The organism is Ruegeria sp. D6 (assembly GCF_056534365.1).
On sequence record NZ_JBQFPH010000003.1, the window covers coordinates 456,405 to 483,013 of the forward strand.

Below are 26,609 nucleotides of genomic sequence, written 5' to 3' on the forward strand. Positions count from 1 at the left end.
GTTCACGTTATGGATAGAGTAACGCTGCACGATTACGAAGCACTCAGCCCGTTTCAGATCAAGGATGAGCTGATCAAACTGGCCTCGGCCGAGGCGCGTAAGGCCAATAGCGCTTTCCTGAATGCGGGGCGTGGCAATCCTAACTGGGTTGCCACCCGTCCGCGTGAAGCGTTCTTTGCCCTTGGTCAATTTGCCATAACTGAATCCAAACGTGTGATGGATCACCCCGCTGGTTTAGGCGGAATGCCGGCGCAAAAAGGTTGCCATGGGCGGCTGCAAAGCTGGGCGTCTGATAATTCCGAAACGCCGGGCGTCGATACGCTGCTTGAGCTCGTGGCGCATGCCATATCCGCATTTGATTTCGATGCGGACGAGTTTGTGCATGAACTGACGGATTCGATCATCGGTGATAACTATCCGGTGCCTGACCGCATCCTGAAACACAATGCCACCATTGCCCATGAATACCTGATGTGGTCCATGTGTCGGGGCCACCGGCCTGACGCTCAGTTCGATCTGTTCGCAGTCGAAGGCGGCACGGCGGCGATGTGCTACATCTTCAAGACGCTCAAAGCCAACCGATTGCTGAACCCGGGTGACACGATAGCTCTGTGCACTCCGATCTTCACGCCTTACTTGGAAATGCCTGAGTTGGAGGATTACAGCCTTGAATCCGTGCATGTGGAAACCGATGAAGAGGATGGTTTTCAACTGACCGACCAAGCAGTGGAAAAGTTGAAAGATCCCAATGTAAAAGCGTTCTTCCTAGTCAATCCCGGCAATCCGTCTTCGGTCGCGCTCAGTACCGCGTCACTTCGCAAACTAGCGGATTTGGTGGAGAATCACCGGCCTGATCTGATCGTGCTAACGGATGATGTTTACGGCACCTTTGTGCACGATTTTACCTCGGTCATGGGCCATCTGCCGCGCAACACAATCGGTGTGTATTCCTACTCGAAGTATTTTGGCTGCACCGGCTGGCGTCTCGGCGTGATTGCCGTGGCGCAAGACAACATCTTCGATCTCAAGCTGGCGGATCATCCGGATGAGATCAAACAGGCCCTGGACAGGCGCTATGGCACGCTTAGCCTGACACCACGTGACATTCGCTTTATCGACCGGCTTGTGGCCGATAGCCGCGATGTGGCCCTGAACCACACAGCAGGCCTGTCGCTGCCGCAGCAGGTGATGATGACGCTGTTTTCACTCAGTGAATTGGTCGACAGCAAGAAAATCTATCAGACCGCCTGCATGGAGCTGGTTCATCGCCGTTTCAAACTGCTGACCGAAGCGATGGGCGTCGAGGTGCAGGCAGGTGAGCATTACGACGCCTATTACGGCATCATCGATTTCGAATATTGGTTGCGAAAATATGTCGGTGAAGATGTCGTGGCTTGGATCAAGCAGAATGTTCACCCATTGGATATTGCGTTCAAATTGGCGGAAGACTATGGGATCGTTCTGCTGAACGGCAGCGGATTTGATGCTCCGGGCTGGTCGGCTCGCGTGTCCTTTGCGAACCTGCCGGACGAGGCGTATTCTCAGATCGGGACAGCCGTTCGATCAGTGGCACGCGGCTATGTTCAAGCCTACCGTGCCGCGAACAATTTGCCGCTGCACGGATAGGTAAATCTCCCTACACCTGCGCCTGAACTGGTGATACCCATGGGCGCAGGGGAGGATGAATTTGGACATTTCCGAACAGCGCATCAAGGCGATGACCACGGCTGGCCTGAACCTGATCGGTCAGGCGCTGTCAATTTATGACAGCCAATTGCGTCTCGTGGTCAGCAACCTGCGGTTTCAGGAAATGTTCGACCTGCCAAACGAACTTGTCGAGCCGGGGGCTCTGTTTCGCGACACCATATATTTTCTCGCTAGCCGCGGGGAATACGGTTCGGTCGGCGATGTTGACGAGATGGTCGAGCTACGCGTTTCGCAGGCCCTCGCGTTCGAGCCGCACTATATGGAGCGGACCCGGCCCAATGGTCAGGTGATCTCGGTCGAAGGTGCACCTTTGCCCAATGGGGGTTGGGTGGCCGTCTATACCGACATTACTCGCACGAAGCGGGTAGAAGATTTGCTGCGTGCCCGTTCAGAAGAACTGTCTGGCCAACTTCTGAGCCATGCCGAAGAGCTTTCCGCAACCAACCGCAAACTGGCCGCAACCATCACCGCGCTGGAAGAAGCCAAGCGTCAACTGACCGAGATCGAGGCCCGCACGCGGATGACGACCGAGATGATGCCGGCTCATATCGCGCATCTGGATGCCGATGGACGATACGATTACTCAAACCGCCGCCTCAGTTCGGTCATGCCCGGCCGTCCGTCTGACATTCTGGGCCTTCATATATCAAAGGCTTTGGGGTCATCTGCCTATGACCGGGTAAAGCCACATCTGGAACAGGCCTATGGAGGCCAACCTTCGGTTTTCGAGTTTACCGAAGATCAGGATTCACGCCGCATTCGGGTATCATTCACCCCGGATAAAGCGGGTGGTGTTTATGTCATGTCGGTGGATATCACCGAAGAAACTCAAGCCCGTGTCGCCCTTCAGCAAACGCGGCGCAGAGCCATGGCGGCGCAGATGACAAGCGGGCTTGCCCATGACTTTTCTAATTTGCTGACCATCATTCTGGGCATGCAGGCGCGATTAGAGAGGATGAATCTGCCCGAGGAAGCCGATCAGCTAGTCACGGCTACGCAACAAACTGCCCGACGCGGGGGGCAATTGCTGAATCGCATCGCAGACATGACCGGCAATCGCACGCCTCAACCTCAGGCGACGGATATGCGCGGTTTACTTGAAGATTTGCGAATCCTTGCCACCCCGTCCTTGCCGCGGGGCATGGGGTTGTCGGTGGTCAATACTCTACCCGACAAGGCGCTGATGCTAGATCCCGGCATGGTTCAGGATGCACTGCTGAACCTGGTTCTGAATGCGCGGGATGCTTGCGGCACATCGGGCCAGATCACGATCACTGCGCATGCAATCGGGACAATATGGGTTGAGATCACGGTGTCGGACACCGGCCCGGGGTTTACCGGGGAAGCATTAAAGAAGGCGTTAAACCCATTCTTTTCCACCAAAGGCAGCGATGGCTCGGGGTTGGGACTTCCAATGGTCTACGACACGGTAAAGCTGGCGGGCGGTGACCTTAATTTGCGCAACACGCCTTCTGGTGCTTCGGTCGTGATACGTTTGCCCTACCGTCCTGCCCCGTCCGCGCAAGCGGGTCTCGTATTGTTGGTTGAAGACAGCGATGACCTGCGCAGTCAGTTCCGGGATATGCTGGTCGATTTGGGGTGTTCGGTGATCGAGGCAAGCTCGGTCGATGAAGCTTTGACCTTGACGTCGGAAATCGGTGATATCGCGCTGGTTCTATCGGATATTAAGCTGGAGGGCGAAGGCACTGGGATCGACATTGTCGACCGCCTGAATGGTGCGTTGCCCTGTATACTGATGACGTCGCTGCCGCTAAATGACCCGCTACATCATCAGGCATTGACCCGTGCACCTGTCCTAAGCAAACCATTCACATCGTCGCAATTGTCGGCGTTGATCCGAACCGAGGCCGCCTGAATGACACAACCTTTGGTGACCATTCTCGATGACGAACCTGAAATCCGCCGTATCCTAACGGAAGCGCTGGAAGATGCCGGGTTTCAAACTCAAAGCTTTTCACGTGCCCGTGAATTTGAAGCTTCGCTGAAAAGGGTCACTCCAGATCTGTGTTTGGTGGATTTATCATTGCCGGATACTGATGGACTTGCACTTGTGCACAAACTTGCGCTTGAGCAAGGTGTTGCCGTCATCATCATTTCAGGCCGTGCTCAGGTACAGGACCGGGTAACGGGATTGGAGCTTGGCGCAGATGATTACATCACCAAACCATTTGATCCCGCCGAAGTAATTGCTCGGGTCCGCGCCCGGCTGCGTTCTACCGGACCAGCAACGCCGAATTCAGATATAGCCGAATTCAATGGTTGGACCGCACAGTTTGACCGATATGTCTTGATCAATGCCGATGGCGTCGAGACACCTTTCAGCCACGCCGAAGGTGAGGTTCTGCGATTGTTTCTTGAAAGTCCCAAACGCCTGATCAGCCGCGCGCGCATGCAGGACATGTTGGGTGGCGGGGCAGGTGACAGCTTTGACCGCGCTATGGATGTTCGGATTTCCCGCTTGCGAACGAAGCTGGGCGAAGATCCCAAAAACCCGCGCCTTATTAAAACGATATATGGTGCGGGATATATCTTTCTTGGTGACGTGACCTGGTCTTAGTCGTCGGTCCCCCCCCCGGACGCCTAAGATGTCTATCGGCTGGCGCTTTGCTATCTGCTGCCCATCTGTCGTTCTCTTCAATCGCGCAGCGCCTCGTCTTTTATCTTCAGAACAGGTTGGATCAGATAATCAAGAACTGACTTTTGGCCTGACAGAATATCGACTTGAGCGATCATTCCTGGGATGATTTCAACCGCTGTACCACCCGCATCCAACATCGTGTCTGAAGTCTGAATTTCGACGACGAAAACCTCTTCTTCACTTCGTTCCGAGCGAGTGATGGTGTCGGCACCGATTCGAACGATCTCACCATCCAGACTGCCGTACCGCGAAAAATCGTAGGCCGTGATCTTGATTTTGACCTTTTGCTCTGGGTGCAGGAAGGCGATGTCCTTGGGTCGAACATAGGCTTCCACCAACAATCGGTCGTCCAACGGAACAATCTCAATCAGTTCCTCACCGCTTCGGGCCATCCCGCCGATCGTCGTCCGGTGAATCCGGTTTACGACACCCCGTACGGGGGCCCGGATCAGCGCGCGAGACGCACGGTCACGCAAAGAGGGTAGGGCAGGTTGCAAGGCGGCAAGCTCTGCCGAAACCAAAGCCAGATCAGTTAGTGCGGCACTACGAAACCGACTACGCGTCGCGCGGACCTTGTCATCCACTTCATCCAGCCCGGCCTTCAACCGGTTGATCATCGCCTCTGCTCTGACCTTGCGGCCTTTCCATTCCGCCTCGCTACGGCGCAGGGCCAAAAGGGTTGTTGCCGGTTCCATCTTCTGTTCGACCAATGGCACCATCATAGCGCGCTCATCGGCCAACACATTCAGGGTCTCGGTTGACGTGACCTGGTCAACCAATCCCTCTTCGTACTCGCGTTGCCGCTGTTCGCGCTGTCGAGAGAGAATTGCAATCTCAGCTTCAAGTTCTGCTTGCCGACCGTGGTACAGCGCAGTCTCCGACCGCACGACATCTGGCGCGCCAGTCAGAAGATCGTCGTCGAACTCAAGCTCAGCCCCATCGATTTCGGCACGTAGTCGTTGTGCGCGGGCCATCAAACCAAAGGCACGCTGTTGCTCTTGGCTCAACTCTCGTTCGATCTGAGTAGTATTCAGCTCCATCAGCAATGTACCAGCCTCAACCACCAGACCCTCGCGCACGTGAACGGACCGCAAAACACCGGGTTCGGTCGCTTCGATCACCTGAATATCGCCGGATGGCACGATACGCCCATCTGCCCTCACGACATCGTCGAGTTCAGTTAAATGAGCCCAGGCGACGGCGCTTATCAAACAACTGAGTATCAGGAGCAGCAGCAATGATCCCCGCAGCGGTGACCCTCCACGCATTTCACGGGCGAGGCTTTCCAGATCAGGATGCCGCGACATTCAGATGCCTCCCGTGTTTGCGAACTGTCTGCGTCAGGATGTTTTTGGGTCCGTCCATCGCAATTTTGCCATCCTCAATCACTATGACCCGATCAACCAGTTCCAGCAGGCTGGTTCGGTGCGTCACGATGATCATCGTGGTATCTGGCGTGGTCTTTTTAAGGCGGCGTATAATTTCGGATTCGGATTTGACGTCCATCGCGCTCGTAGGCTCATCCAGCAGCAGAACAGGAGGATGCCCGATAAGCGCCCGGGCCAATGCAATCGCCTGCCTTTGACCACCTGACAATCCTTCTCCTCGTTCGGCTACAGGCTGATCATAGCCCCGTGGGTGCCGCGCGATAAAATCTTCGACACCTGCAATGCGCCCTGCACGGATCAGTTCATCATCACGCGGGCGCACCGACCCGCTGGCAATGTTTTCCCGGACGGTACCGGAAAACAGCCAGATGTCTTGCAAGACTGAACCAATATTTCGCCGCAAGTCTCCGGGATCAATCTGGCGAATGTCCAGCCCGTCCAACATCACCGAGCCCACGCGCGGTTGGTAGAGGCCCAACAGCAGTCGCGCAATCGTACTCTTGCCCGACCCAATCTGGCCCAGGACAGCGACTTTTTCACCGGGTTCGATTGTAAATGAAACACCTTTCATCGCGTCTTCCGTTTGATCAGGATATGCGAAATGAACATTGTTAAACGTTATCCGCCCGGAAAACTCGGATCTGCTGATCCAAGATTTGCCTTCAGGCCGCTCATTGCTCGCCTGCATTAACGTGTCCAGATTGCGGTAGGCACTGCGTGCCTGATTGACACGTGTCAGGGTTTGCGCCAATTGTCCCAGCGGTGCCAGGGCACGGCCGGTCAGCATCACCGACGCAACAAGTGCCCCCATGCTCGTCTGGCCATCCGTGATCAGAAATACACCATAAAAGACGATAAGAACTTGCGCGGCCTGCTGAGTAAATCCAGTTAGGTTCAGGGCAAATTGAGTAACGGCCCTGCTGCGTGATCCGTAGTTTGACTGGCGTGCAATTGCACCTTCCCACCGCATTCGCATCTGCCGACTGGCGGCGGTTGTCTTGATGGTTTCCAAGCCTGATACAGCCTCAACCAGAACAGATTGCTTGGATTGTCCGTCTGCAAAACTTTGTTCAGCAAGACGCGACAGGATCGGTTGAACAGCCAGTCCGCTGAGAAGAACGACTGGTACAGCGAGTGCTGGAACAAGCGCCAGCGGGCCGCCCACCATATAGATCGCGAATATGAATACCGCGATGAATGGCAAGTCTACGACAGCGACGAGTGTGGCAGAAGTGAAGAATTCACGCAAAGTTTCGAATTCGCGGATGGTACTGGCCATTGCACCCGTTGAGCCCGTTCGGGACGACATGCGAATATTCAGCACCTGGTCAAATACTCGCCGTCCCATGGACATGTCAGCATTCTGGCCGGCGCGATCTATGAACCCCGCGCGAAGGAGCTTCAGCGCGAAGTCAAAAAGAAGCGCCAACCCCACGCCAAGCGTCAAAGCTATCAGCGACTCGGTCGCCTCGTTGGGCAAAACCCGGTCGTAGACGATCATGATAAAGACTGAGGTCGTAAGCCCCAGAACGTTTGCCATCGCCGCAGCCAGCGCCACCTGAACGTAAGACCAGCGGTTTGCGGAAAGTGCCGACCAGAACCAATGACCCCGCTGATCCGCTTGATCTGCGTTAACCTCGTCGCGGTGCAAGGGTCGAAACAACAATGCATAGCCCGTGTAGACTTCGCCCACGCCGCTTTCGGGAACCTCTCCGATAACGTCATCCAAAGCGGGGTCGTAAAGCAATAGATCGCCATTGCGCGTGCGCCCGTGGTACACAACGGCGCGATCGCCTTCCAACAACAAGATCGCAGGTGCCAGCGTTGTATCAAATGCCGACAGCTTTCGCGCACCAAACCCGACCTGCAGGCCTGCTTGTTGTGCCGCGTGCATCGCATCGCGCACGGTCAACTCACCTGTATCACCAGATTGGCAGGCGTTCAGTGCTGCCACTGTCAACGGTCGCTCAAGTGTCGCCGCGACATTCAACAAGCAAGCTTCCAGTTCGGTCAGAGTTGCACGATCAACATTCATAGCGACTTATCCAGCGTGTCCATCGTGAACCCCGGAAAATCCAGAATGTTCTCAGTTAGGCTCAATGAGGCGTAATTGGCCAAAGCGAAGTTCTGTTCTGCCAGAATCAGCCGTTCCTGTAGCTGCATGTAGTTGCGTTTCTTACCCGACACTCGGGATTTCGCGGTCAATACACCCATTCTAGATTCATGACCGTTTGATACCCGCAAGCAAGACGGCACTTCACTACTATTGGAGTTCGTCTGTACGGGCCGAGCTATCAACCCCAATAAGGCCTGAGCCAAAAATGCACCGCCAGCGGCATTCTGGTAAGCTTGGATTGTCCTTGTTTTGGACCCACTTCGTGCCACAATCGAACTGCTCTGAACAGCCTGTCGCACTTGTTGGTTAAAAGCGTTCTTTGAAAGTTGTTTTGATCGTGCTGTTGCGCTTGCTCCGGTCGTTCCTCGCGTTAAAGATGTCTCGACATCGGCTAGGTTGGGCGTTGAGGTGCAGGCTGAAACTGACAGCAACCCCGCTGTTATGCCAAGGATTCCAAGCCCGAACTTAACCCGTTGCATGGATCGCGCCCTCCTTGCATTGTCCGTGCCGAACTTCTTCAGCAAGTGCAGTCATGAATCCGCCAAAGGTGTCGTTTTGTTCTGAACTCCTCGTGCCTGATTGGCTCTGTGCACTGGACAGCCAAACGCAATGCGACAGGGATACTTGATGAGCGTGAATCAACCGTAGCGCGCCGCTGGAAAGCAGGGCCAATTTATTAGACTCGGGCAATCGTTCCAGCAGAATTGGATCAACGCCCCAGTAACCCTCGGTCAAAGTGATGCCATTCTGTTCGCCCAGTGGTACAAGCAGACCCATTTCAGCGATCAAAGAGCAGACTTGGTCAGTTTTGTTTGCCGAGGCCAGGCGATTTTGCAGAAAGCGGCGCACACGGCAGAGATCCTGCGTCAAAAGTCCGTCCACTGTAAAAAATGGTTGGTCCTTCGGGTCATGTGTTACCAACCCTGAATCCTCGTCGACAAACAGACGTGACCGAGAGTCGCCCTTTTTCATAGCTTCTGCGTGGAATGGAAAGCAACGCAACGCTGAGGGCACATAAGGCGCAAGCCAGCGACCGTTTTGGTCGACGAAGGGCGGTGCCATTTCCGGGATGACTGAGAATAGTGCGACGGGAGAAAAACCTGTTTGGTTTGACAGGAACACAATCGGAAAAGATGTAGCAATTTGCGGAACTTCTGAGATGACGATGGGACAGGCGTCCATCTCTGCAACAAATTGGTATGATGTGAACCGGCGCCAGAATCGATTCCTGTGCCGTACAAGGCTGACTGGGAAAAGGCCGTTCTCTGCCATGTGATCCTCTTGTTCTGAAGAGGCGAGGCTACATTTGTGCATCGCCCCAAGCTACGAGCGCCGTTTAGGCTGAAGCGCCAGTTGGGTCAGTGATCAGGATGTTGTCGTCGGACAAACTGCTCAGATCGGAAAGGCCATCGAACTGTGCAAGCGCTTCGACCGACGCCGAATCTGGGCCAGAGTAGTCAACCTTCACCAGAATGCTGTCAGTGCCGTCCGTTGCCAGCAGATACATCTCATCACCTGATTGAGCACCATTCAGGTTTTCGGCTGCGCTAGTGATTGTATCCAGATCAAGGTCCGAAAGCGTGGTCTCCAGCCCGACGAACCCGGTGTTGGCACCAATTGTGCCGCCGGCCACCAAGGTCTCCACACCGGTCCCGTCGCCGCGAAGCGATGTGGTATTCAACCCCTGGAACATCAAGGCGTCAGAAACGCTGGCTGCTGGGCCCAGTGTGAACCCATTGATCGTATCAATGCCATTTGAAGATGGGTCAGCTTCGAAAACGATGACGTCTCGACCCGCCCCGGACACATCTATGGTGTCGTCGCCCTGGTTGCCGCGGATGACATCATCAACATCCGAGCCCGTAATGGTATCATTCCCACTGGTGCCGAGATGGAGCTGTGATGGCCCTCCGTCTGGAGTGGTCAACGTCAAGACGATGGGTTGGTTCGCGTCCTGAACTGTCATAGTAAATGTCACCACAGGCTGCGATAAATCCCCATAGCTCGTGGCCGCGCCCGCGAAACTGATTGCGGAACCTCCATTCGGGTTAGCCAGAAAGAGATTGAAGTCAGGGTTTTCTGTCTCGGAGCCGCTATCGTAGGTCGCCACCGAAGGATCGAACCCCAGCTCGGCGGTAAAGGCCAGACCGCTTGAGATATCGCGATCGGAATCTGCGTAGACCTCGAACGTCACTGTCGTTCCGCTGCGACCAGCTTCAACGATGGTGTAGGCCGTCGGAACATGAGCAATTGCCTGTTCGGACACCGGATCAGGATCGGGGCCGCCTGCGACTGTCGCCTGTGCCGCGAAATCGAGGGCGTCTCCCGCTTCAATCGAGGCAAAGCTTGCAGCAGGCGCGGACAGGGTCCAGCTCCCATCGGCTGCAACTGTGGCCGAACCAAGCGAGACCGAGTTAAGCGTGACATCGACCGCTTGTCCGGCAGACAGGCCTGCGGAACTGCCTGATACGGTCATTCCAGTGTTTTGTGCATCGCTCAGCGAGACGGCATTGTTGGAACCCAGATCATCGATATAGAGGATAGGCTTGAAATCCGTAGCCAACATGGTTGTCGCATCGGTTGCGGGGTTTCCTGCGGCGTCTTGAACCGAGGCCGTGACCGCAAAACTGCCGCCATCTGCCAAGCCGGTCAAATCCGCCGAAGGAATGCTTGTGCTCCACAAGCCACCCGAAACCACCGCGCCGTAGGTCTGACCATTCAGGCTTACAGTGACAGTCTGCCCGTCCTCGGCATTTGTTGTCCCCGACACGCTGAGATCCGTTCCCTGTTCAACGATATCCAGAACGGAACCAACCGAAAGCGGGTTCAATGCAATTGTTGGTGCGCTGAGGTCGGTGCCGAAGCTGGTGGTCGCCGCATTCGTGTTGCCAGCCGCATCCGTGATTGAGGCGTTCACGTCATACGTTTGCCCGTCCTGCAGGCCGCTCAAGTCTGCAGCCGCAGCTGTGAATGTCCAGATGCCACCGTTTACTATGGCGATTCCGCCGGTCAGAGCCGCACCTCCGGACTGGACGATCTGTACCGAAACTTGCGTACCATTGGCCGCATCAGAAGTTCCTGAGACCACCAGATCCGTTGCTTGTTCGGTCAGGTTGACTACCGCTCCATCCGACAGTGATGATATGGCGAGCGACGGGGCGGAGAAGTCCGTGTAGAAGCTGTTGGTCGCCTGTATCGCCAGATTACCGGCGGCATCCGATACATCCGCTGTCACGCTGATCGTAGCCCCATCGGGCAGCGCCGCCAAATCCGCCGAGGGGACACTTACCGACCACCCCCCGGTTGAGGCCTGTCCAGTGTAGGATTGGCCGTTCAGATTTACGGTGATTTTCTGACCATCTTCGGCGGATGTAGTGCCCGTAATGGTCAAGTCCGTACCACGTTCCGCAGCATTCAAAACCGCTCCGTCCGAAAAACTGTCGATACTCAGAGTTGGGGCGGTGACATCTTTGGATAAGTTGACGCTGGCTTGCGGGGCGACAAGGCCGTCGGCGTCCGTCACGTCGCCCGTGATATTGAAGTCTCCACCATCGGCAAGCGCTATGAGATCGGCGCTGGGGATTGTCACACTCCAACTGCCGCCCGAGACCGAGTCGGTATAAGTCTGCCCATCAAGGGTCACTGTTACCTGCTGCCCGTCGGTTACGTTCCCTGTTGTCCCGCTTACGACCAGGTCAGATCCGGTTTCGGCCGCATTCAGGATAGCCCCGACCGACAAGGGAGTGATTGCAATTGATGGGCCCGTGAGATCGACCGGAACGGATACCGATATCGGTGTTGCCGAATTGCCTGCTGTGTCGCTGACGGCAACTGAAACGGATGCGGGCACACCGGTTGCCAAACCAGACAAATCGGCATTCGGGATCGTCACTGACCAACTGCCGCCCGATACAGAACCCGTGTAATCCTGACCGTCGAAAGATACATTGACCACCTGGCCGTTTTCAGCTGTGGTCGTGCCCGACAAGACAAGATCCCCAACTACATCGGCCAGATCTATTGAACCGCCACCCACTGGGTTTAGTGTCAGATCAGGCGCGGTCAGATCAGTGTCAAAACTTCCATTGGCCTGAGCTGCTGGGTTCCCAGCGCGATCCGATACATCAGCCGTCACCGTGACGCTTGACCCGTCTGGCAGCGTGGTAAGATCTGAAGCGGGCACCGAAACGCTCCAGCCGCCGCCCGAAACGGTGCCAGTATAGGATTGCCCACCAATCGCTACCGTTACGGTCTGCCCATTCTCGGCATCCGTTGTGCCAGAGATTTCGAGATTTGTACCTTGTTCTGCAGCATTCATTACCGCACCCGCCGAGAATGTATCGATGGTCAGGACCGGCGGAATGGTATCAACGTCGAACCTTGCGGTTTCAGCCGATAGCTCCATCCCGCTACCATCCAGATGGCGCACGGAAACATCCGAGATCCCCTGAGGCAGGGCCGCTGCCTCGGCCTGCGTCAGTGAAACGCTCCAGCTTCCGTCGCCTGCAGGAGTGACTGATTTTGTCACCGATCCGATGGTAACTTCGACAGTCGTTGTTCCATCCGGCGCTGTTGTTTGGCTGCTGAGATTGCTCAATGCGTTTGATTGCAGCTCAGCCAGGTTCAGGCTGGGCGGTCGAGGAGGTGAGGGGGTAACGGTGGGTTCGGCATCAGTTTCATCGTCGCTGTCTCCACCGCCGCCGCCTCCGCCACCGGCAGCTGCAGCACCGGCTATTCCCAGCCCGCCCAAGGCCAGCCCGGCACCGCTTACGCCACCTGCGGTCGCTGCGGTCGCACCTGCGGCCTCTGCGGCTAGACCTAATTGTGCAATTTCGCCGACGACTTCATCTGCAACCATTATGGTGCCGTTTTCCAGAATCTGTACGTTCTCGGCAGAGACAACAATCGTCCGCCCATCTGTCAGTTTCAGCTGCACGTCGCCATTCGAAAGCAGCTTTGCCACCCGAACGCCCGGAATTGACTCAGCAAACTGATGAGACGCAAGCTGTTCATCGGTGGCCTGCGCAAGAGCTGGTAATGCTAATAGTGTCGAGCCAAGGCCGCCAGCAACCCCGCGTCCTACCCATCGCTGAAGTTTTTTGTCGAACCATTTGCGGATATGGCGCGTACGTTGCGCATCGGGCCCGGCGTCCGTGGTCGATTTATTGGTCGAAACGGTATCTTTGGTCATTTTGCCCTCTCATTAGATGGACGCTGGTCGTTGCGTGATATGCTGTTTTCGGCCGATCTGGTCCGTGGTTTGATCTTCTGAGCCATTCGACCGCTGCGAAAAATTTGAGTTAATCTGGAACTGAAGTCCTTGTTTTCACCACATTTCTGTTCTGGTTCAGAACCGAACATCGTTTCATCCTGTATGTGTTGCCAGGGGTGGCAGGGGGTAACGGGCGATGATGCTTCAGTTCGAAAGAGTGGTGGCAACGGGGACCGCAGCGCTCGATTCAGGTATCGGCGATACGGCTTTAAAAACGTTTAACGGGGAAACGTATCTTTACAGCACGAGCGGACCCGGGGGAGGGCTCGTGTCTTGGCACCTTGTGGAGGGGGCTGGCCCACAAGAACAGGACCAACAATATTTCGATGCCTCGATTGCCCATCAGGTCGGGCACAGCGGAACCCCGATTCATCTGGCGGGCAATGATCAACTGGTCCTCGACGTCGATACTGCCACAGGGCTTGTGGGTTATGAACTAAACGCGGATGGCACTATCGGTGCCTTGCAAGAAACCGATGCCTTAACGGGCGGCGGGGATATCGCTGCAGCGGTTCAGGTGACGATTGGGGCTGGCGACTTGCTTGCGCTTGCGCATGAGGACACAGGCCAGATCGGCACCTATAGTATCAATGGTGATGGATCGCTGAGCCCGGCGCATAGCATCAACGCGTCTGCCAGTACGCTTCAGACCCTGCAATCGGGGTCGAATCATTTCATTGTCGGCGCAGATGCAACCAGTGGAACAATCTCGTCATATTCGATCGATCAAGGCAGTGGCGTGCTCTCTGAGGTTGCCGGTAATGACGATATCCAAACGCTGGGCATCAGTTCTCCTACGGCGGTTGAGACAATTCAAGCCTATGGAAAGTCATGGATTGTTGTGGCCGGATCGCAAAGCAATTCGCTAAGCGTTATGGAATTGGACGCCAGCGGGCAGTTAAAGCCGACGGATCATATTCTGGACACCCTGCATACCCGGTTTGGGGCCGTACAGGATCTTTCAGTCCTTGAGGTTGATGGTCGGGTTTTCGTGGTGGCTGGGGGCGGGGATGATGGGATCACGCTGTTTACAATGACGCCGGACGGGCAGCTCATCCATATGGATAGTTTTGCTGATACCCTGGACAGTGGATTGCAAAATGTTCAAACGATCAGCGTTGCGCATATGGGGGATGAACTGCAGATATTTGTATCATCTCAACACGATGCAGGGCTCACTCAGCTGAGTATATCGATCGCCGACCTTGGAATTGTTGCCGAAGGATTCGGAACAGTAACCGGAACCGCGCAGGACGACATGCTAAAAGGCGGCATACTGGACACTATTCTGGACGGCGGAGCAGGGGACGATATGCTGATTACGGGCACCAGTTCCACGACCATGACGGGTGGTGCTGGCGCGGACATCTTTGTGATCCGTCAAACAAGTGGCCCGACTGTGATCACGGACTTTCAGGCCGGCACCGATCGTTTGGATCTGACCGATTATCCTTTTCTGCGCACCCCAGCGCAGTTGGATTTCACTTCCACCGCTCGAGGCGCCCAAATCGCTTATCGCGACGAAACGATAGAACTTGTTTCAGCTAATGGCACGTCCCTGACAACTGAGCAGGTATTCGGCGCAGGGTTTGGTGGTCCTGATCATATTCCTGTCAATCTGGGTAGCGGGCCGGATAACAACTCATCAGATGGGGTAGCTGGTGGGTTCACGCTGAATTCGACAACTCCAAACGCAGCGTTGGGAAATGCTGAAATCCGGTTCACCCCAGACGGTGGGTCTGCAGTTGTTGCGCAGGCAAATGCACAAGGTGAATTTGATCTGGATCTACCAGACGGCGCGTTTTCCGGCCAATTGGACATCATCAAATCGTATTCAACGGCAAGCAGCGAGATAACAGCGCTGGACTCATTGCAGGTTTTGCGCATGTCGGTTGGACTTGATCCGACATGGGGTCCGGCAACGGCCGAAAATTACATCGCGGCCGATATCACCCGGGATGGATCGGTAAACGCGTTGGATGCACTGGCAATTCTTCAGGTTGCGGTTGGCCAGCCTTCTGCGCACAACGCTGAGTGGGTTTTTCTGGATGCAAATGCGGATCTATCCGGAATTTCACGCAGCAACGTCACCTACGAAACCGGAGCAGAGGTCACAATTGTTGATAGTGATCTGTCGGTCGACATGACCTCAATACTGCTTGGCAATATCGAGGCAGTTTGAATGAGACTGCGTGACCGGTGCTATTCTCGAAACGCGCGGTAGAAGTAATCTGCCAATGGTTTGACCAGGTAAGAAAGCGGAGTGCGTTCATCAGTTTTGATCATGGCTTCGACAGGCATACCCGGCAACAGTTCCTGGCCATTCAAACGGTCCAGTTGTCCTTCGTCAGGCACTACTTCAGCACGGTAGAAGGTAAAGCCGCTCGTCTCATCTGTGAATGAATCTGCTGAGACATTGATCACACGGCCATTCAGCTCGGGCGTGTCGCGTTGATTGAATGCGGGAAAGCGCAGAGCGACTTCCTGCCCGCGATGTAACTGATCCACATGCAACGCATCCACCCGTGCTGCGACCAACAAGGGCGTATCCTGTGGCACTACATACATCATCGGCTCACCCGGCTGGATCACAGACTGGATGGCAAAAACCTGACTGTCGTAAACTGTGCCAGCGACGGGTGCACGGATGTCTAGACGCGACAAACGCTCGGAAAGGGAAAGACGACGTTCTGCCAGTTCTACAACGCGAGACTGCACATCCCGAAGCTCGGTGATGGCTTCTTCGCGCCGCGTGGCCTGCAATTCAACAATTTGAATCTCGGTCGTGGCGATCTGGCCTGTCAGTCGCGCAACAGTGGATTCGAGGCTGCCAATTTGCCCTGTTAGATTTGCCTCTTCCCGCTGCAATGCAGAAACGCGGCTGGCCTGTGTCAGGCCGCGATCAAGCAAACCTTGCTGATCTTCGAGCTCCGTTCTGATCAATTCGACCTGAGTATTCAGTGACGCCAATTGCGCCTGCGTCCCCTCAATCTCGTTCTGGATCTGTATCTTCTGTTTCCCAAGCTGGTCGATCTGCTGGGTCAGCGTTTCCAACCTGGCGTTGAACAGACGTTGTTGGCCTTCCAACAGATCGTCGTCGATCGATTCGCGGGTTTTGAGCTCTTGCAGATTTTTCTTCAACGTATCTGCGTTCGCACCATCCCGTTCAGCCTCTAGCCGGGTCTTTCGGGCAAGTAACTCGAATAGCTGAGATTCCACGATCGTTTGTTCCGAGGCCAAAAACGTATCGTCAAGCCGCAGCATCATGTCCCCACGCGCCACTGCATCACCGTCACGTACGAATATCTCGCCTACAACGCCACCATCGGGGTGTTCGATGACCTGACGATTGCTCTGAACTTCGATCACACCTTGCGAGATAATAGCACCGGCCAGCTCAGTGCGGACGCTCCATAATCCCAGTCCCAGGATCAAAACTGCCAGAGCCAAAAGTCCGACAAAAGCGGGCGCTTTAATACTCCAAACGGGACGTGAACTCTTGTCTGCCATTATTCACCCACCTTGTTCAGGTGCCTTTTGATAACGTTGGCGTTTTGGACCATCGTGTTCAAAACTTCATCGCGCCCACCGGATTTGACGATTTGGCCCTTCTCGACAACGACAAGATCGTCGCATTCCGAGATCGCCTGAGGCCGGTGCGTCATGATGATCGTGGATTTGCCCGCGCTCTTGAGCTCGCGGACCGCGTTGTTCAGGGCGAGGGTTCCGTCTGCATCCAGGGCCGAGTTTGGCTCATCCAGAATCAACAATACCGGATTACCATAGAGAGCGCGCGCTAATGCAATCCGCTGTTTCTGCCCACCGGAAAGCTGGCTGTCATTTCCCTCAAGGAAGGTATCGTATCCTTTCTCAAGTCCCAGAATCAGTTCATGTGCATTGGCTGTTTTCGCTGCGGCAACTACCGCTTCAGGATCAGGGGTTTGTGACATCCGGGCGATGTTTTCAGCAACCGTTCCGTTAAAGAGGGTCACTTGCTGGGGCAAATAGCCAATATGTTGCCCAAGATCATCAGGGTCGTATTGATCAAGTGTAGCGCCGGCCAAGCGGATTTCCCCTGCCGCCGGTTGCCAAAGGCCCAACAACGCTTTGGCTAGGGTCGTTTTGCCAGACCCACTTTTACCAATCACACCCAGAGCTGTGCCGGGGCGCAACTCAAGTGCCGCATTCCGTAGTGTCGGTGTCTTCGCGCCCGGAGGGATCACCGTCAGGCCCTTTGCGACAAGATGTGCTTTGGGAACGGGTAGTTTGGTGCGCGACGCCTCGGGGGGCGTTGAATCAAGAAATGTGTTCAGGTTAATCCATGCCGTGCGCGCGCGTTCGATCATCGACCATTGACCCACCGCCATTTCGACCGGAGCCAAAGCGCGACCTAGAAGGATCGTGCCAGCAATCATAGCACCGGGCGTCATTTCGTTGCGCAGAACCAGCAACGCGCCAAGCGCCAGCATGGCGGATTGCAAAAACAGCCGCAGAGACTTAGTCAACGAAGTAAAGCTGCCGGTCCAGTCGCTTGCGGATATGGATTGAGAAAGCGCCTCGGTGCGTTGGTTCAACCAGCGTTTTGAGACATCTTCCTGCATACCCTGAGATCTGACGACCTCGGCAGCTTGTCTGGCGTGTTCAGAAAATGCATTTGCTTTGGCAGAGGCGATTTGAGCATCTGCCACTTTGCGATGGGTCAACGCTTGGTTTAGTAGGGCGATAACAACCAGAAGCGTTCCGCCTGCGACGGCCAACCAGCCTAGCAACGGGTGGAACAGGAAAATTGCAGCCACAAAGATTGGAGTCCAAGGGATGTCCATTACCGCCAACAAAACGGGCGAGGCACATAATGCACGGATCGATTCCAGATCTCGCAATGCAGTCGCAGGTGCTGATCGAACCTGTGGGAACAATGCGCGTCGCATGGTCCCTTCAAACACGCGTTCATCGAGTGCTGATTGAAATCGCGCTCCGAACCGAGCCACAATTCGGCCGCGCGCATAGTCCAACATCGCCATAAGCGCATAAAGCAACGCGACAAGCAAAAAAAGCGCTGATAAAGTCTCGACCGAGCGCGACCCAAGGACCCGATCATACACTTGCAGCATGAACAGCGGTCCGGTCAGCATAAGCAGATTGACAAAAACGCTGAAAATGAAGGCAAGCGCCAGGAAACTGTTCCCCTGATTACGAACCTTTCGCAGCTCATGACGCTGAGGCGGGGTGTTGCGGTTTTTCAAGCTCACGCGTTTTGGCCCTTGATTGCTCACAATTGGAACTCGTCAACAGCCAATCTTCCTGTACCCGAAGGCGGCCTGACATTTCCCGCAACTATATCTGCCTACCTGCACCGGAACAACGCGCGTTTCATGCGCCGCCAGTTGTTTAGGCGGTGTTCGTACCTATGAATTGATTGGAATGGCAGGAAAGTGCCGACATTTTTGCCTTGCGGGTCCAATACTCAGCGCATTCATCCAGCGCTTAGGACACCGTCAAACCATTCAGAGTTTTGGTCCCGCGTAAGCGATCATACGAGCGACAGCCGTTCCTAAGTACCATCCGCCAGATGTTCCGGCTCAGCTACGCAGAGCCGGTCGCAGTTTCATTTAAGCACGAACAATATTTTGCTCAGAGGTACGGTATTTACCGCGGGTGTCGATGAGGAGCTTCGCGTGATTTTTGATCAACTCATAATCAAAGGCATCGTGATTGGTCGCCAGAATAACTGCATCCTGCTCCGACAGAACCTCAGGGGTAAGGGTTTCAGATGACAATTCAAAGAAGTGTTCCCGCATCGTGGGAAATTCGGGCACATGGGGGTCCGAGTAGCTGAGGTCTCCTCCATTGTCTCGGATCAGCTCCATCAAGGTGACAGAAGGGCTCTCTCGCATGTCGTCGACATTTTTTTTGTACGCGATGCCCAAAACCATGATTTTACTGCCACGAATCGCTTTGCTGCGATCATTCAGCGCATTGGCGAGTTTGCCAAACACATATTCCGGCATCGCCGTGTTCACTTCACCGGCCAATTCGATGAAGCGTGTGTTGATGCCGTATTCACGTGCTTTCCAGGTCAGGTAAAATGGATCGATAGGGATGCAGTGCCCTCCAAGTCCCGGACCCGGATAGTAAGGCGTAAACCCGAAGGGTTTGGTCGCGGCCGCGTCGATAACCTCAAAAATATCGATCCCCATGCGGTCAGCAACGATTTTCATCTCGTTCACGAGGCCAATGTTTACCGCCCGGTGGATATTCTCCAGAAGCTTTGTCATCTCGGCAGTTTCAGTCGAGCTTACTGGTACGAGTTTATCAATTGCGTGTTCATAAAGCGCGATACCCGCTTTCAGGCAGGCGCCTGTATGCCCGCCGACAACCTTTGGGATGGTATTGGTGGTAAAATCCGGGTTGGCTGGGTCTTCCCGTTCAGGTGAGTAGACCGCAAAAATATCCTCGCCGACCTTGAGGCCGTTCTTCTCAAGCCGAGGCAAAACTTCTTCTTTGGTTGTGCCTGGATAAGTTGTGCTTTCCAGCGCAATAACCTGACCCGGACGCAAATGATCTGCTATCTGATCGCACGTGTCGGTGACAAAGCTCAGATCTGGCTCGCGATATTTGTTGAGTGGCGTTGGCACGCAAAGCATAATGCCATCCGCCTCAGCGATACGCGAAAAATCCGTGGTAGCCTCGAACCCATTTTCCCGTGCCGCTGTGATGCGGGCATCGTCGATATGCTCAATCGAACTGTGACCGGAGTTTAAGTCCTGCACCTTTGTGGCATCCAGATCGAAGCCAATGACCCGGTATCCAATTTCGGTATATCTGAGGGCCAGGGGTTGACCGACATATCCCAGTCCAACAATCCCGATCACAGCCTGCTTCGCATTAAGTTTGTGTAGCAGGTTGTCCAGTGATGTCTGTGTCATGACAAAATCGCTCATTATCTAAGTCTGCGCAGGAAAGTCAGAGGGGGCCCGAATACGAAGTCGCGTCTCTACTAGTTGCTTTGGTGGAAAAGGCAATGGGTATTTGCTTTGCAAACAGTTTTGGCCATTGTAACTTCGTCAAGTTCGGAAGCCATTGACTTGCAGCTTTCACTTTTTTCCCGATTGGAAAATTGAACTGAAATCATGATTTAGTTCATCGGCTGGCTGACGCGCAGTTAGCACGCCTAGACCCTTCATCCCGAAGTCGCCTAGAAAGCCCCGGTTCGACGATAGGTGTGTATTGAGAGAAATAGTCTTTTTCATTCACAATGATATGCGCTGACGTGCCGCTCATGCCGATTATGGTCCGCGCAAGACCCCGGTCAAATATGACAAGCGCCGGTATAAACGGCAAAACCGCATCAAGATCATATCCGATAGGCTCAAGGGTCTAATGCGCGTTGCGACGCTCTTTGACCGCTGTTCGGGGGTCTGACTCTCAGCTAGCGCTCTCGCGGAAACCGCCATCCATCGGTTGGAAGGCCTGACGATGGGGGCAGTTCGCTGCAATCGCCTTTGGTGCGTAAAGTGGCTTGGACTGTGCAATTCAATACAATAGGCTTTTAGGATCCTACCCCCAAGTTCGACATGTTTGTTGCAAAGATCTTCACTGTCATACCCTTGTTGTGAAAAGCATCCAGAACACGCGTCGATCCACAAACCTGAGAGGTGCCTTATGTCCTATTCCAATCGTAGTTTGATTTCGCGCCGTCAGTTTCTTGCCACTACGACCGCCAGCGCTGCTGCCATCACCTTGCATCCCTTTTCGGCGGCGGCGGCCAACAATCAGGCGCATCTGAGGATCATGGAAACCACTGACATCCATGTTCACGTGTTCCCATACGATTACTATGCGGACAAACCGCGCGATACTGTCGGGCTGTCGCGGACCGCTTCGATCATTAATGAGATCCGTTCCGAGGCGACAAATTCGCTGCTCGTCGATAATGGAGATTTTCTGCAAGGCAATCCGATGGGCGATTACATCGCCTATGAGCGTGGCATGAAAGAAGGCGACAGCCATCCGATCATCACTGCCTTCAATACTGTTGGTTATGACGCTGCCACTTTGGGCAATCACGAGTTCAACTATGGCCTAGATTTCCTTGAAAAAGCGCTTGCTGGTGCAGAATTCCCCGTGGTTCTGGCCAATGTTGCAAAAGAGACTGGGGCGTCCCCCCGCGATGATACGACTCTGGTGAAGCCCTATGCCATCCTTGAGCGTGAGATTGAAATGGGGGATGGCAGCAAGCATCCGATCAAGGTTGGTGTCATCGGATTTACTCCACCGCAGATCATGAACTGGGATCGCAAGCATCTGGAAGGCAACGTGCAGGCGCGTGACATTGTCGAAACTGCGCAGGCTTACGTCCCCGAGATGCAAGAGCAGGGTTGCGACCTGGTCATCGCCCTGTCGCATTCCGGCATTGGGGATGCGGATCACGCTGATGGAATGGAAAATGCTTCAGTCGTTTTGGCAGGGGTCGATGGCATCGACGCGCTGGTGACCGGGCACAATCACCTCGTATTCCCGTCCGTTACCTTTGCTGATCGTCCCGGCATTGATGTCGCCAAGGGGACCTTGATGGGCAAACCGGCGGTGATGGGCGGATTTTGGGGGTCACATCTTGGCCTGCTGGACCTGCTGCTTGAGCGCGACGGAAACGAATGGCGGGTTGTGACGACAACGTCCGAGGCGCGTCCGATTTCAAAGCGCAACGAAGATCGTTCGATCACAGCACTTGTTGGCGACGATCAGAAGGTGCTGGACTCGGTCGCGAAAGACCATGACGAAACACTGGCCTATGTACGCCGTGCGGTCGGCAAGACTTCGGCTCCGCTGCACAGCTACTTCGCGTTAGTTGCGGATGACCCATCGGTGCAAATCGTCTCGATCGCGCAGAAATGGTACGTCGAAGAGATGATGAAGGGCACCGAACATGAGGGTCTGCCCATTCTATCGGCTGCAGCGCCGTTCAAGGCCGGGGGTCGCGGCGGCCCGGACTATTACACAGATGTTCCGGTGGGCGATGTTGCGATCAAAAACGTGGCTGATCTATACCTGTATCCCAATACCGTGCGCGCGGTGCGGGTGAACGGTGCACAGGTTCGGGGTTGGTTGGAACGCTCGGCGGGTATGTTCAACCAGATCGAGGCGGGATCAGAGGATGCGATTTTGCTAAACCCGGACTTCCCGTCTTACAATTTCGACGTGATGGACGGTGTGACCTACCAGATCGACTTATCGCAACCGTCGCGCTTTGGACCCAAGGGGGAAGAGATCAACCCGGATGCAGCCCGTATCGTAGATTTGGCCTTCAACGGTGAGGCGGTCACGGATGACATGGAGTTCATCATTGCCACCAACAACTATCGTGCTTCGGGCGGCGGCTCTTTCCCGGGCGCAATGGGTGATACCGTCGTTTTCGAAGCCCCTGACACCAACCGCGACGTGATCGTGCGGTATATCGTCGAGCAAGGAACAATCGATCCCAAGGCCGATGCAAACTGGTCGTTCGCGCCGCTTTCTGACACTACCGTGTTGTTTGAAACTGGTCCAAAAGCGCGCGACTACATGGGCGAAGTCAAAGGCGTCACCATCGAGGATGCCGGTGAAGGCGCTGATGGGTTTGCGGCATTCCGCATCAGGCTCTAGCAAGGGTAAGGTCCAAATTATAGTGTGAGCGGCCGTCCTAGATCATTCATCTGACGGCCGTTCGAAGGTGCTATGTTGCTGGGCCCCGTTCAGTCTTCGTCTTGAAGCGGAAGCCTATGGCGCACGAGATTTGCCCAGAATTCCGCGCCGATCGGCAGTAACGCATCGTTGAAATCGTAGTCGTTCGAATGCAGCGGTTGACCGTTGGAGCCGGATTCACCGTTGCCCAATAGGATAAAGCAGCCGGGTACGGCTTTGCAAAAATGCGCGAAATCCTCTGAAAAGCTCATCGGTTGACGATTGGGAAGTGTGTCCAGCCCGGATAGCTGCGCGACGCGGATGGCAGCCTCGGTCGGGATCGGTGCGTTGATTGTTTCGATGAATTCGGTTTTGAAATCCACTTGGACTTCGACGCCATGGGCGGATGCGATGCCATGTGCAATCTTGCGCATGTGTTCTTCGATCTTGTTTCGATCTTCAGGGCTGCGAGCCCGCGCATCACCCTTTAGCGTTGCCGTTCCAGGTAGAACGTTGCGCTGCCCGTCGGTCAGAAATTCGGTCACTGACACAACCGCCCCGGCGCCCGGGGCCAGCTTGCGTGCGACAATTGTCTGAAGCGCCAGAACGATTTCTGCCCCCACGGTTAGCGCATCACGTCCAGACTGCGGCATGGACGCATGGCCGCCTTGCCCATTGATCGTAATTTCGAAAAGGCTTTCCGATGTGCATATTAAACCGGTTCGGGTCGACATCTGCCCGACGGGTGCCCCAGGCAGGTTATGTATGGCGTAGACTTCTTCGATTGGAAATCGCGTCAAGACATTCTCGTCCAGCATTGCTTTAGCCCCAAGGCCAAGCTCTTCATTCGGTTGAAACAGGAACACCACCGTGCCGCTGAAACCGGGATCCGAGGACAAAGTCTTTGCTGCGCCCAACAGCATCGTCATGTGACCATCATGGCCACAGGCGTGCATAATGCCGGGATTTTGTGAAACGTAATCATGATCGCTGGCTTCCTGAATGGGCAGTGCGTCCATATCTGCGCGTAATCCGATCGCGCGGTTGCCTTGACCGGCCCTGAGGATACCCACCACGCCCACGCCTTCATGAACTTCAAGCCCGTATTGACGCAGCAGCGCCGCAACTTTGGCTTTGGTTTTCGTTTCATTGAAGCCCAATTCGGGGTGTCTGTGGAATGACCGCCTAAGTTGGCGCAGTTCGGGTTGGTTCAATTCCATGGCGGTTAATGTTCCCAGATTACAGGTGCTATCCGAGCGGGGCGAACTCGGACTCTAGCCCTGATTGGTAGAGTACGATCGCAGCCGGGTCCACCGGCACGGCATCTCTCAATCGTTCTGTCCCGACCAGCCTCGCCTGAATGAGGTCGGCGCTGCGCCGTATCGTTTCTTGAACCGAACTGTCAGTTGGGTCGCGCTGCCAAAACCCGTGGCGGCCGCAATTTCAGCAACGGTCATTTCTGTTTCGCTTAGCAACGCGTAGGCGCGCGCCACACGCAACTCGATGTAGAATTGTACCGGGGAAACCTCGACATACTTTTGAAACAGCCGCTCCAACTGTCGGCGAGAAATCTGAACGATCTTGGCAATCTCAGAGATATCCAGAGGCTCTTCCAGATTCTCATGCATGATCTGGATGGCGTTGATCAGGTATTGGTTCCGACTGCCCAACGCGACAGAAAACGCGGATTTCTGGAGCGTTTTTTGATTGTTGGATCGTGAGTGGATGCACATGTCCGAGACGATGATGGCCAGATCCTTTCCGAAGTCGGTTTCAATCATGTCCAGTACCATGTCGGTTGCCGCGTTACCTCCACCGCAGGTCATCAGATCATTGTCAATCTCATACAGGTTAGCCGATGGTGTCAGGTGTTCGAAGTGTTCAACAAAGGCGGGTTGGTTTTCCCAATGCAGTGTGAACCTCTTGCCGGTCAGCATGCCTGCCTTGGCCAGCGTAAATGCGCCGGTACAAATTCCACCAAGCTTGCAGCCAAACGCTTTCTGACGGCTGATCCACGAAAGGATCGTTGAATTAATGCTTTCCGATGGTTCGATCCCTGAACACACAAACAATCTGGATGATCGCGGTAAATTATGCAGAGCCAAGTCAGCTGCTATTTCGACTCCATTGGAGCATCGAACAGGGTTCCCATCCTCAGAGATCAGAAACCACTTGTAGAGCTCTTTGTTGGTGACCTGATTGGCGATCCTCAGCGGTTCAACCGCTGCGCTAAAGGCAAGCATGGTGAGTTTCGGCAGCAACAGAAAATAGATCTCGTTGGATGATCCGTCATAATCGATGTCGAACGTCGCGGCCCCTTTCGGAACGAAATTCCTAGGTTTCATGCTCTCTTTTCCCAGTGCGGACCTGGATGGATAACCGGCCCGTACAATATCGTATCGATCGAAACACCAGCGTATCAACTTCGCAGATCTCAAGCGAGAGGTCCTACGACAACAATTGGCCAGCGCGTAGCTGCGAGCTTGTCTGAAAGACGGCAACTGAGGATTTAGCCGGGCCAATATTTGGGCCGGTGGCAAAGCACTGTTAACCGGACTAACAATCGTATCTGTCGTCAACCTCATGAATGGTGAATGCCAAAAGGTCAGGCCCAGTGTGGTATCAACCGCATTCGAGTGCGCTGTCGATTCACACGATCAAGTTAAACAGCCTGAGTTTTGCCTGCAAATCGCCGATTTCGTACACTTTCAGGCGATGCATCATAGTGATCCCGGAATGCACGCACCAATGCACTTGTGGAAGAAAAGCCCGTAGCAGTCGCCACTTCAAGATAGGTCATCTCGGTAAATTGAAGCAGACCATAGGCCCGTTCTAGGCGAAGTTCCCGATACGTCGTCAGCAGTTTTACACCCGTTCTGTCCAGAAACCGCCGCTGTAACTGGCGCGTTGATGCACCAAGCGCCATCGCAAGTTCCGGTATCCTAAGCGGATCCTCCAGATTGTTCTGCATCTTTTCAACAACCTGTCGCACCGTTGGGTCGGCTTTTGAACGTCTGATCAATCGAGCTGCCAGTTGGCTTGCGCATGTAGTTTGCCTGTCGGCCAACCCGATATAGCTGCGTACTGACTCGGCCAGATGCTCGCCGTGATCAAAGGCAACAAAATCGGACAACAAACGCAACGTGCCCAATCTGGTTGATGCGCTATGGGTGCGGCTATCTGAGGACCAATATGTACCCGAACCGACGTCGATCAGGCCAACCTCTTGCGCTGCGGCAGAAAAATTGGGGTGAACCGATGCAATCCGCTTGGTTGCGCGACTAGTCTGGGCGAGAAGAAACGCTGCACCGCCAACGAGAATTGATCGGTAGGACAGGTTCAATACTTGGGCGATCCAGGTTTTGTCCGACGGTGTCAGAGGCCAGCTTTTGTAGATGTCCCCCCAGAAAATCGCGGTTCGCCCGGCCCAGTGCAAGGGTCCGCCCGCCGTGCCGTCGGCAATGGTGCGGATATTTGTAATGTATGTATGGCCTTCGTTCAGTTCATTCAGGGCACGATAGAAATCAACCAGCATATCTGCCGATGCTTCCGCTTCGGCCTCGCAAAGAATGATCTCGATATGATGATCTCGTTTAGGTCTTGCCAACGTGGTTTCGGTCAAATGCGCATGGTCATTTGCAGGGACATAATGCTTCATTTCTCCTCCACCTTCTTTAGCGCTTCGGCCGCGAGCAATCGTTCCCGAACTCGGATTGAAACCCCCGCCAGTTGGCGGGGGTTTATTGATTAAGGTTTATTCAGCTGCGTCCATGTATTCGGTCATTGGCGGGCATGTGCAGATGAGGT

At 54.7% G+C, this 26,609-nt stretch carries 16 protein-coding genes and 1 pseudogene; 6 read left to right on the forward strand and 11 right to left on the reverse strand.

Annotated features, from left to right (window positions below):
* Window positions 1–9 precede the first annotated feature (9 nt).
* From ACR0A1_RS13960 to ACR0A1_RS13970, 3 genes are read left to right on the forward strand one after another with little or no spacing between them, the layout of a single operon-like run.
* Complete coding sequence (locus tag ACR0A1_RS13960; protein ID WP_480751169.1) at window positions 10–1,626, forward strand: bifunctional aspartate transaminase/aspartate 4-decarboxylase; 1,617 nt, start codon at window positions 10–12, stop codon at window positions 1,624–1,626.
* A gap of 55 nt (window positions 1,627–1,681) precedes the next feature.
* On the forward strand, window positions 1,682–3,583 hold the full coding sequence (locus tag ACR0A1_RS13965) for a PAS-domain containing protein (protein ID WP_480614389.1): 1,902 nt from the start codon (window positions 1,682–1,684) through the stop codon (window positions 3,581–3,583).
* The gene (locus tag ACR0A1_RS13970) at window positions 3,584–4,285 is read left to right on the forward strand and encodes a response regulator transcription factor (protein WP_480868014.1); all 702 of its coding nucleotides are present in this window, start codon (window positions 3,584–3,586) and stop codon (window positions 4,283–4,285) included. It begins immediately after the preceding gene.
* A 77-nt stretch (window positions 4,286–4,362) separates the two neighbouring features.
* Here the strand turns inward: ACR0A1_RS13970 and ACR0A1_RS13975 are convergent, their stop codons facing one another.
* The 5 genes from ACR0A1_RS13975 to ACR0A1_RS13995 all read right to left on the reverse strand — a co-directional run bounded on the left by ACR0A1_RS13975 (window position 4,363) and on the right by ACR0A1_RS13995 (window position 13,061).
* Window positions 4,363–5,673, reverse strand: a complete 1,311-nt coding sequence (locus ACR0A1_RS13975) for an HlyD family type I secretion periplasmic adaptor subunit (RefSeq protein WP_170625511.1) — start codon at window positions 5,671–5,673, stop codon at window positions 4,363–4,365.
* Entirely contained in the window at window positions 5,657–7,789 is a 2,133-nt protein-coding gene (locus tag ACR0A1_RS13980) for a type I secretion system permease/ATPase (protein WP_480868016.1), read from the reverse strand. The genes ACR0A1_RS13975 and ACR0A1_RS13980 overlap by 17 nt, the downstream gene beginning before the upstream one ends.
* A complete protein-coding gene (locus tag ACR0A1_RS13985) occupies window positions 7,786–7,968 on the reverse strand; it encodes a hypothetical protein (RefSeq protein ID WP_480614396.1) in 183 nt (60 codons plus the stop codon). Before ACR0A1_RS13985 ends, ACR0A1_RS13980 begins: the two co-directional genes overlap by 4 nt.
* A 367-nt stretch (window positions 7,969–8,335) precedes the next feature.
* Window positions 8,336–9,142 carry a SapC family protein gene (locus ACR0A1_RS13990; RefSeq protein WP_480868018.1) on the reverse strand — a complete coding sequence of 269 codons (807 nt, stop codon included), beginning with the start codon at window positions 9,140–9,142 and terminating at the stop codon, window positions 8,336–8,338.
* Window positions 9,143–9,206: 64 nt separating this feature from the next.
* Complete coding sequence (locus tag ACR0A1_RS13995; RefSeq protein ID WP_480868020.1) at window positions 9,207–13,061, reverse strand: Ig-like domain-containing protein; 3,855 nt, start codon at window positions 13,059–13,061, stop codon at window positions 9,207–9,209.
* 349 nt (window positions 13,062–13,410) lie between these two features.
* Between ACR0A1_RS13995 and ACR0A1_RS14000 the strand changes: the two genes are divergently transcribed.
* Window positions 13,411–15,324 carry a M10 family metallopeptidase C-terminal domain-containing protein gene (locus ACR0A1_RS14000; RefSeq protein WP_480868023.1) on the forward strand — a complete coding sequence of 638 codons (1,914 nt, stop codon included), beginning with the start codon at window positions 13,411–13,413 and terminating at the stop codon, window positions 15,322–15,324.
* 20 nt (window positions 15,325–15,344) lie between these two features.
* Here the strand turns inward: ACR0A1_RS14000 and ACR0A1_RS14005 are convergent, their stop codons facing one another.
* The 3 genes from ACR0A1_RS14005 to ACR0A1_RS14015 all read right to left on the reverse strand — a co-directional run bounded on the left by ACR0A1_RS14005 (window position 15,345) and on the right by ACR0A1_RS14015 (window position 20,083).
* Window positions 15,345–16,652 (reverse strand): HlyD family type I secretion periplasmic adaptor subunit, encoded by a 1,308-nt coding sequence (locus ACR0A1_RS14005; protein ID WP_170561493.1) that lies wholly within the window; start codon window positions 16,650–16,652, stop codon window positions 15,345–15,347.
* Entirely contained in the window at window positions 16,652–18,391 is a 1,740-nt protein-coding gene (locus ACR0A1_RS14010) for a type I secretion system permease/ATPase (protein ID WP_170394562.1), read from the reverse strand. Before ACR0A1_RS14010 ends, ACR0A1_RS14005 begins: the two co-directional genes overlap by 1 nt.
* A 360-nt stretch (window positions 18,392–18,751) precedes the next feature.
* Window positions 18,752–20,083: a nucleotide sugar dehydrogenase gene (locus ACR0A1_RS14015; protein WP_480751153.1), complete on the reverse strand. Its 1,332-nt coding sequence runs from the start codon at window positions 20,081–20,083 to the stop codon at window positions 18,752–18,754.
* 355 nt (window positions 20,084–20,438) lie between these two features.
* On the opposite strand from ACR0A1_RS14015, the pseudogene ACR0A1_RS14020 reads away from it, so the two are divergent.
* Window positions 20,439–20,564 (forward strand): annotated as a pseudogene (locus ACR0A1_RS14020) (IS5/IS1182 family transposase); the annotation flags it as partial.
* A 240-nt stretch (window positions 20,565–20,804) separates the two neighbouring features.
* Entirely contained in the window at window positions 20,805–22,784 is a 1,980-nt protein-coding gene (locus tag ACR0A1_RS14025) for a bifunctional 2',3'-cyclic-nucleotide 2'-phosphodiesterase/3'-nucleotidase (protein WP_480868025.1), read from the forward strand.
* 89 nt (window positions 22,785–22,873) lie between these two features.
* On the opposite strand, the gene ACR0A1_RS14030 is transcribed toward ACR0A1_RS14025, so the two are convergent.
* The 3 genes from ACR0A1_RS14030 to ACR0A1_RS14040 all read right to left on the reverse strand — a co-directional run bounded on the left by ACR0A1_RS14030 (window position 22,874) and on the right by ACR0A1_RS14040 (window position 26,460).
* A complete protein-coding gene (locus ACR0A1_RS14030; RefSeq protein WP_480868027.1) occupies window positions 22,874–24,022 on the reverse strand; it encodes an amidohydrolase in 1,149 nt (382 codons plus the stop codon).
* Window positions 24,023–24,130: 108 nt separating this feature from the next.
* Entirely contained in the window at window positions 24,131–25,147 is a 1,017-nt protein-coding gene (locus tag ACR0A1_RS14035) for a GlxA family transcriptional regulator (RefSeq protein ID WP_170394570.1), read from the reverse strand.
* Between the two features lie 317 nt (window positions 25,148–25,464).
* On the reverse strand, window positions 25,465–26,460 hold the full coding sequence (locus ACR0A1_RS14040) for a helix-turn-helix domain-containing protein (RefSeq protein WP_480868029.1): 996 nt from the start codon (window positions 26,458–26,460) through the stop codon (window positions 25,465–25,467).
* Window positions 26,461–26,609 lie beyond the last annotated feature (149 nt).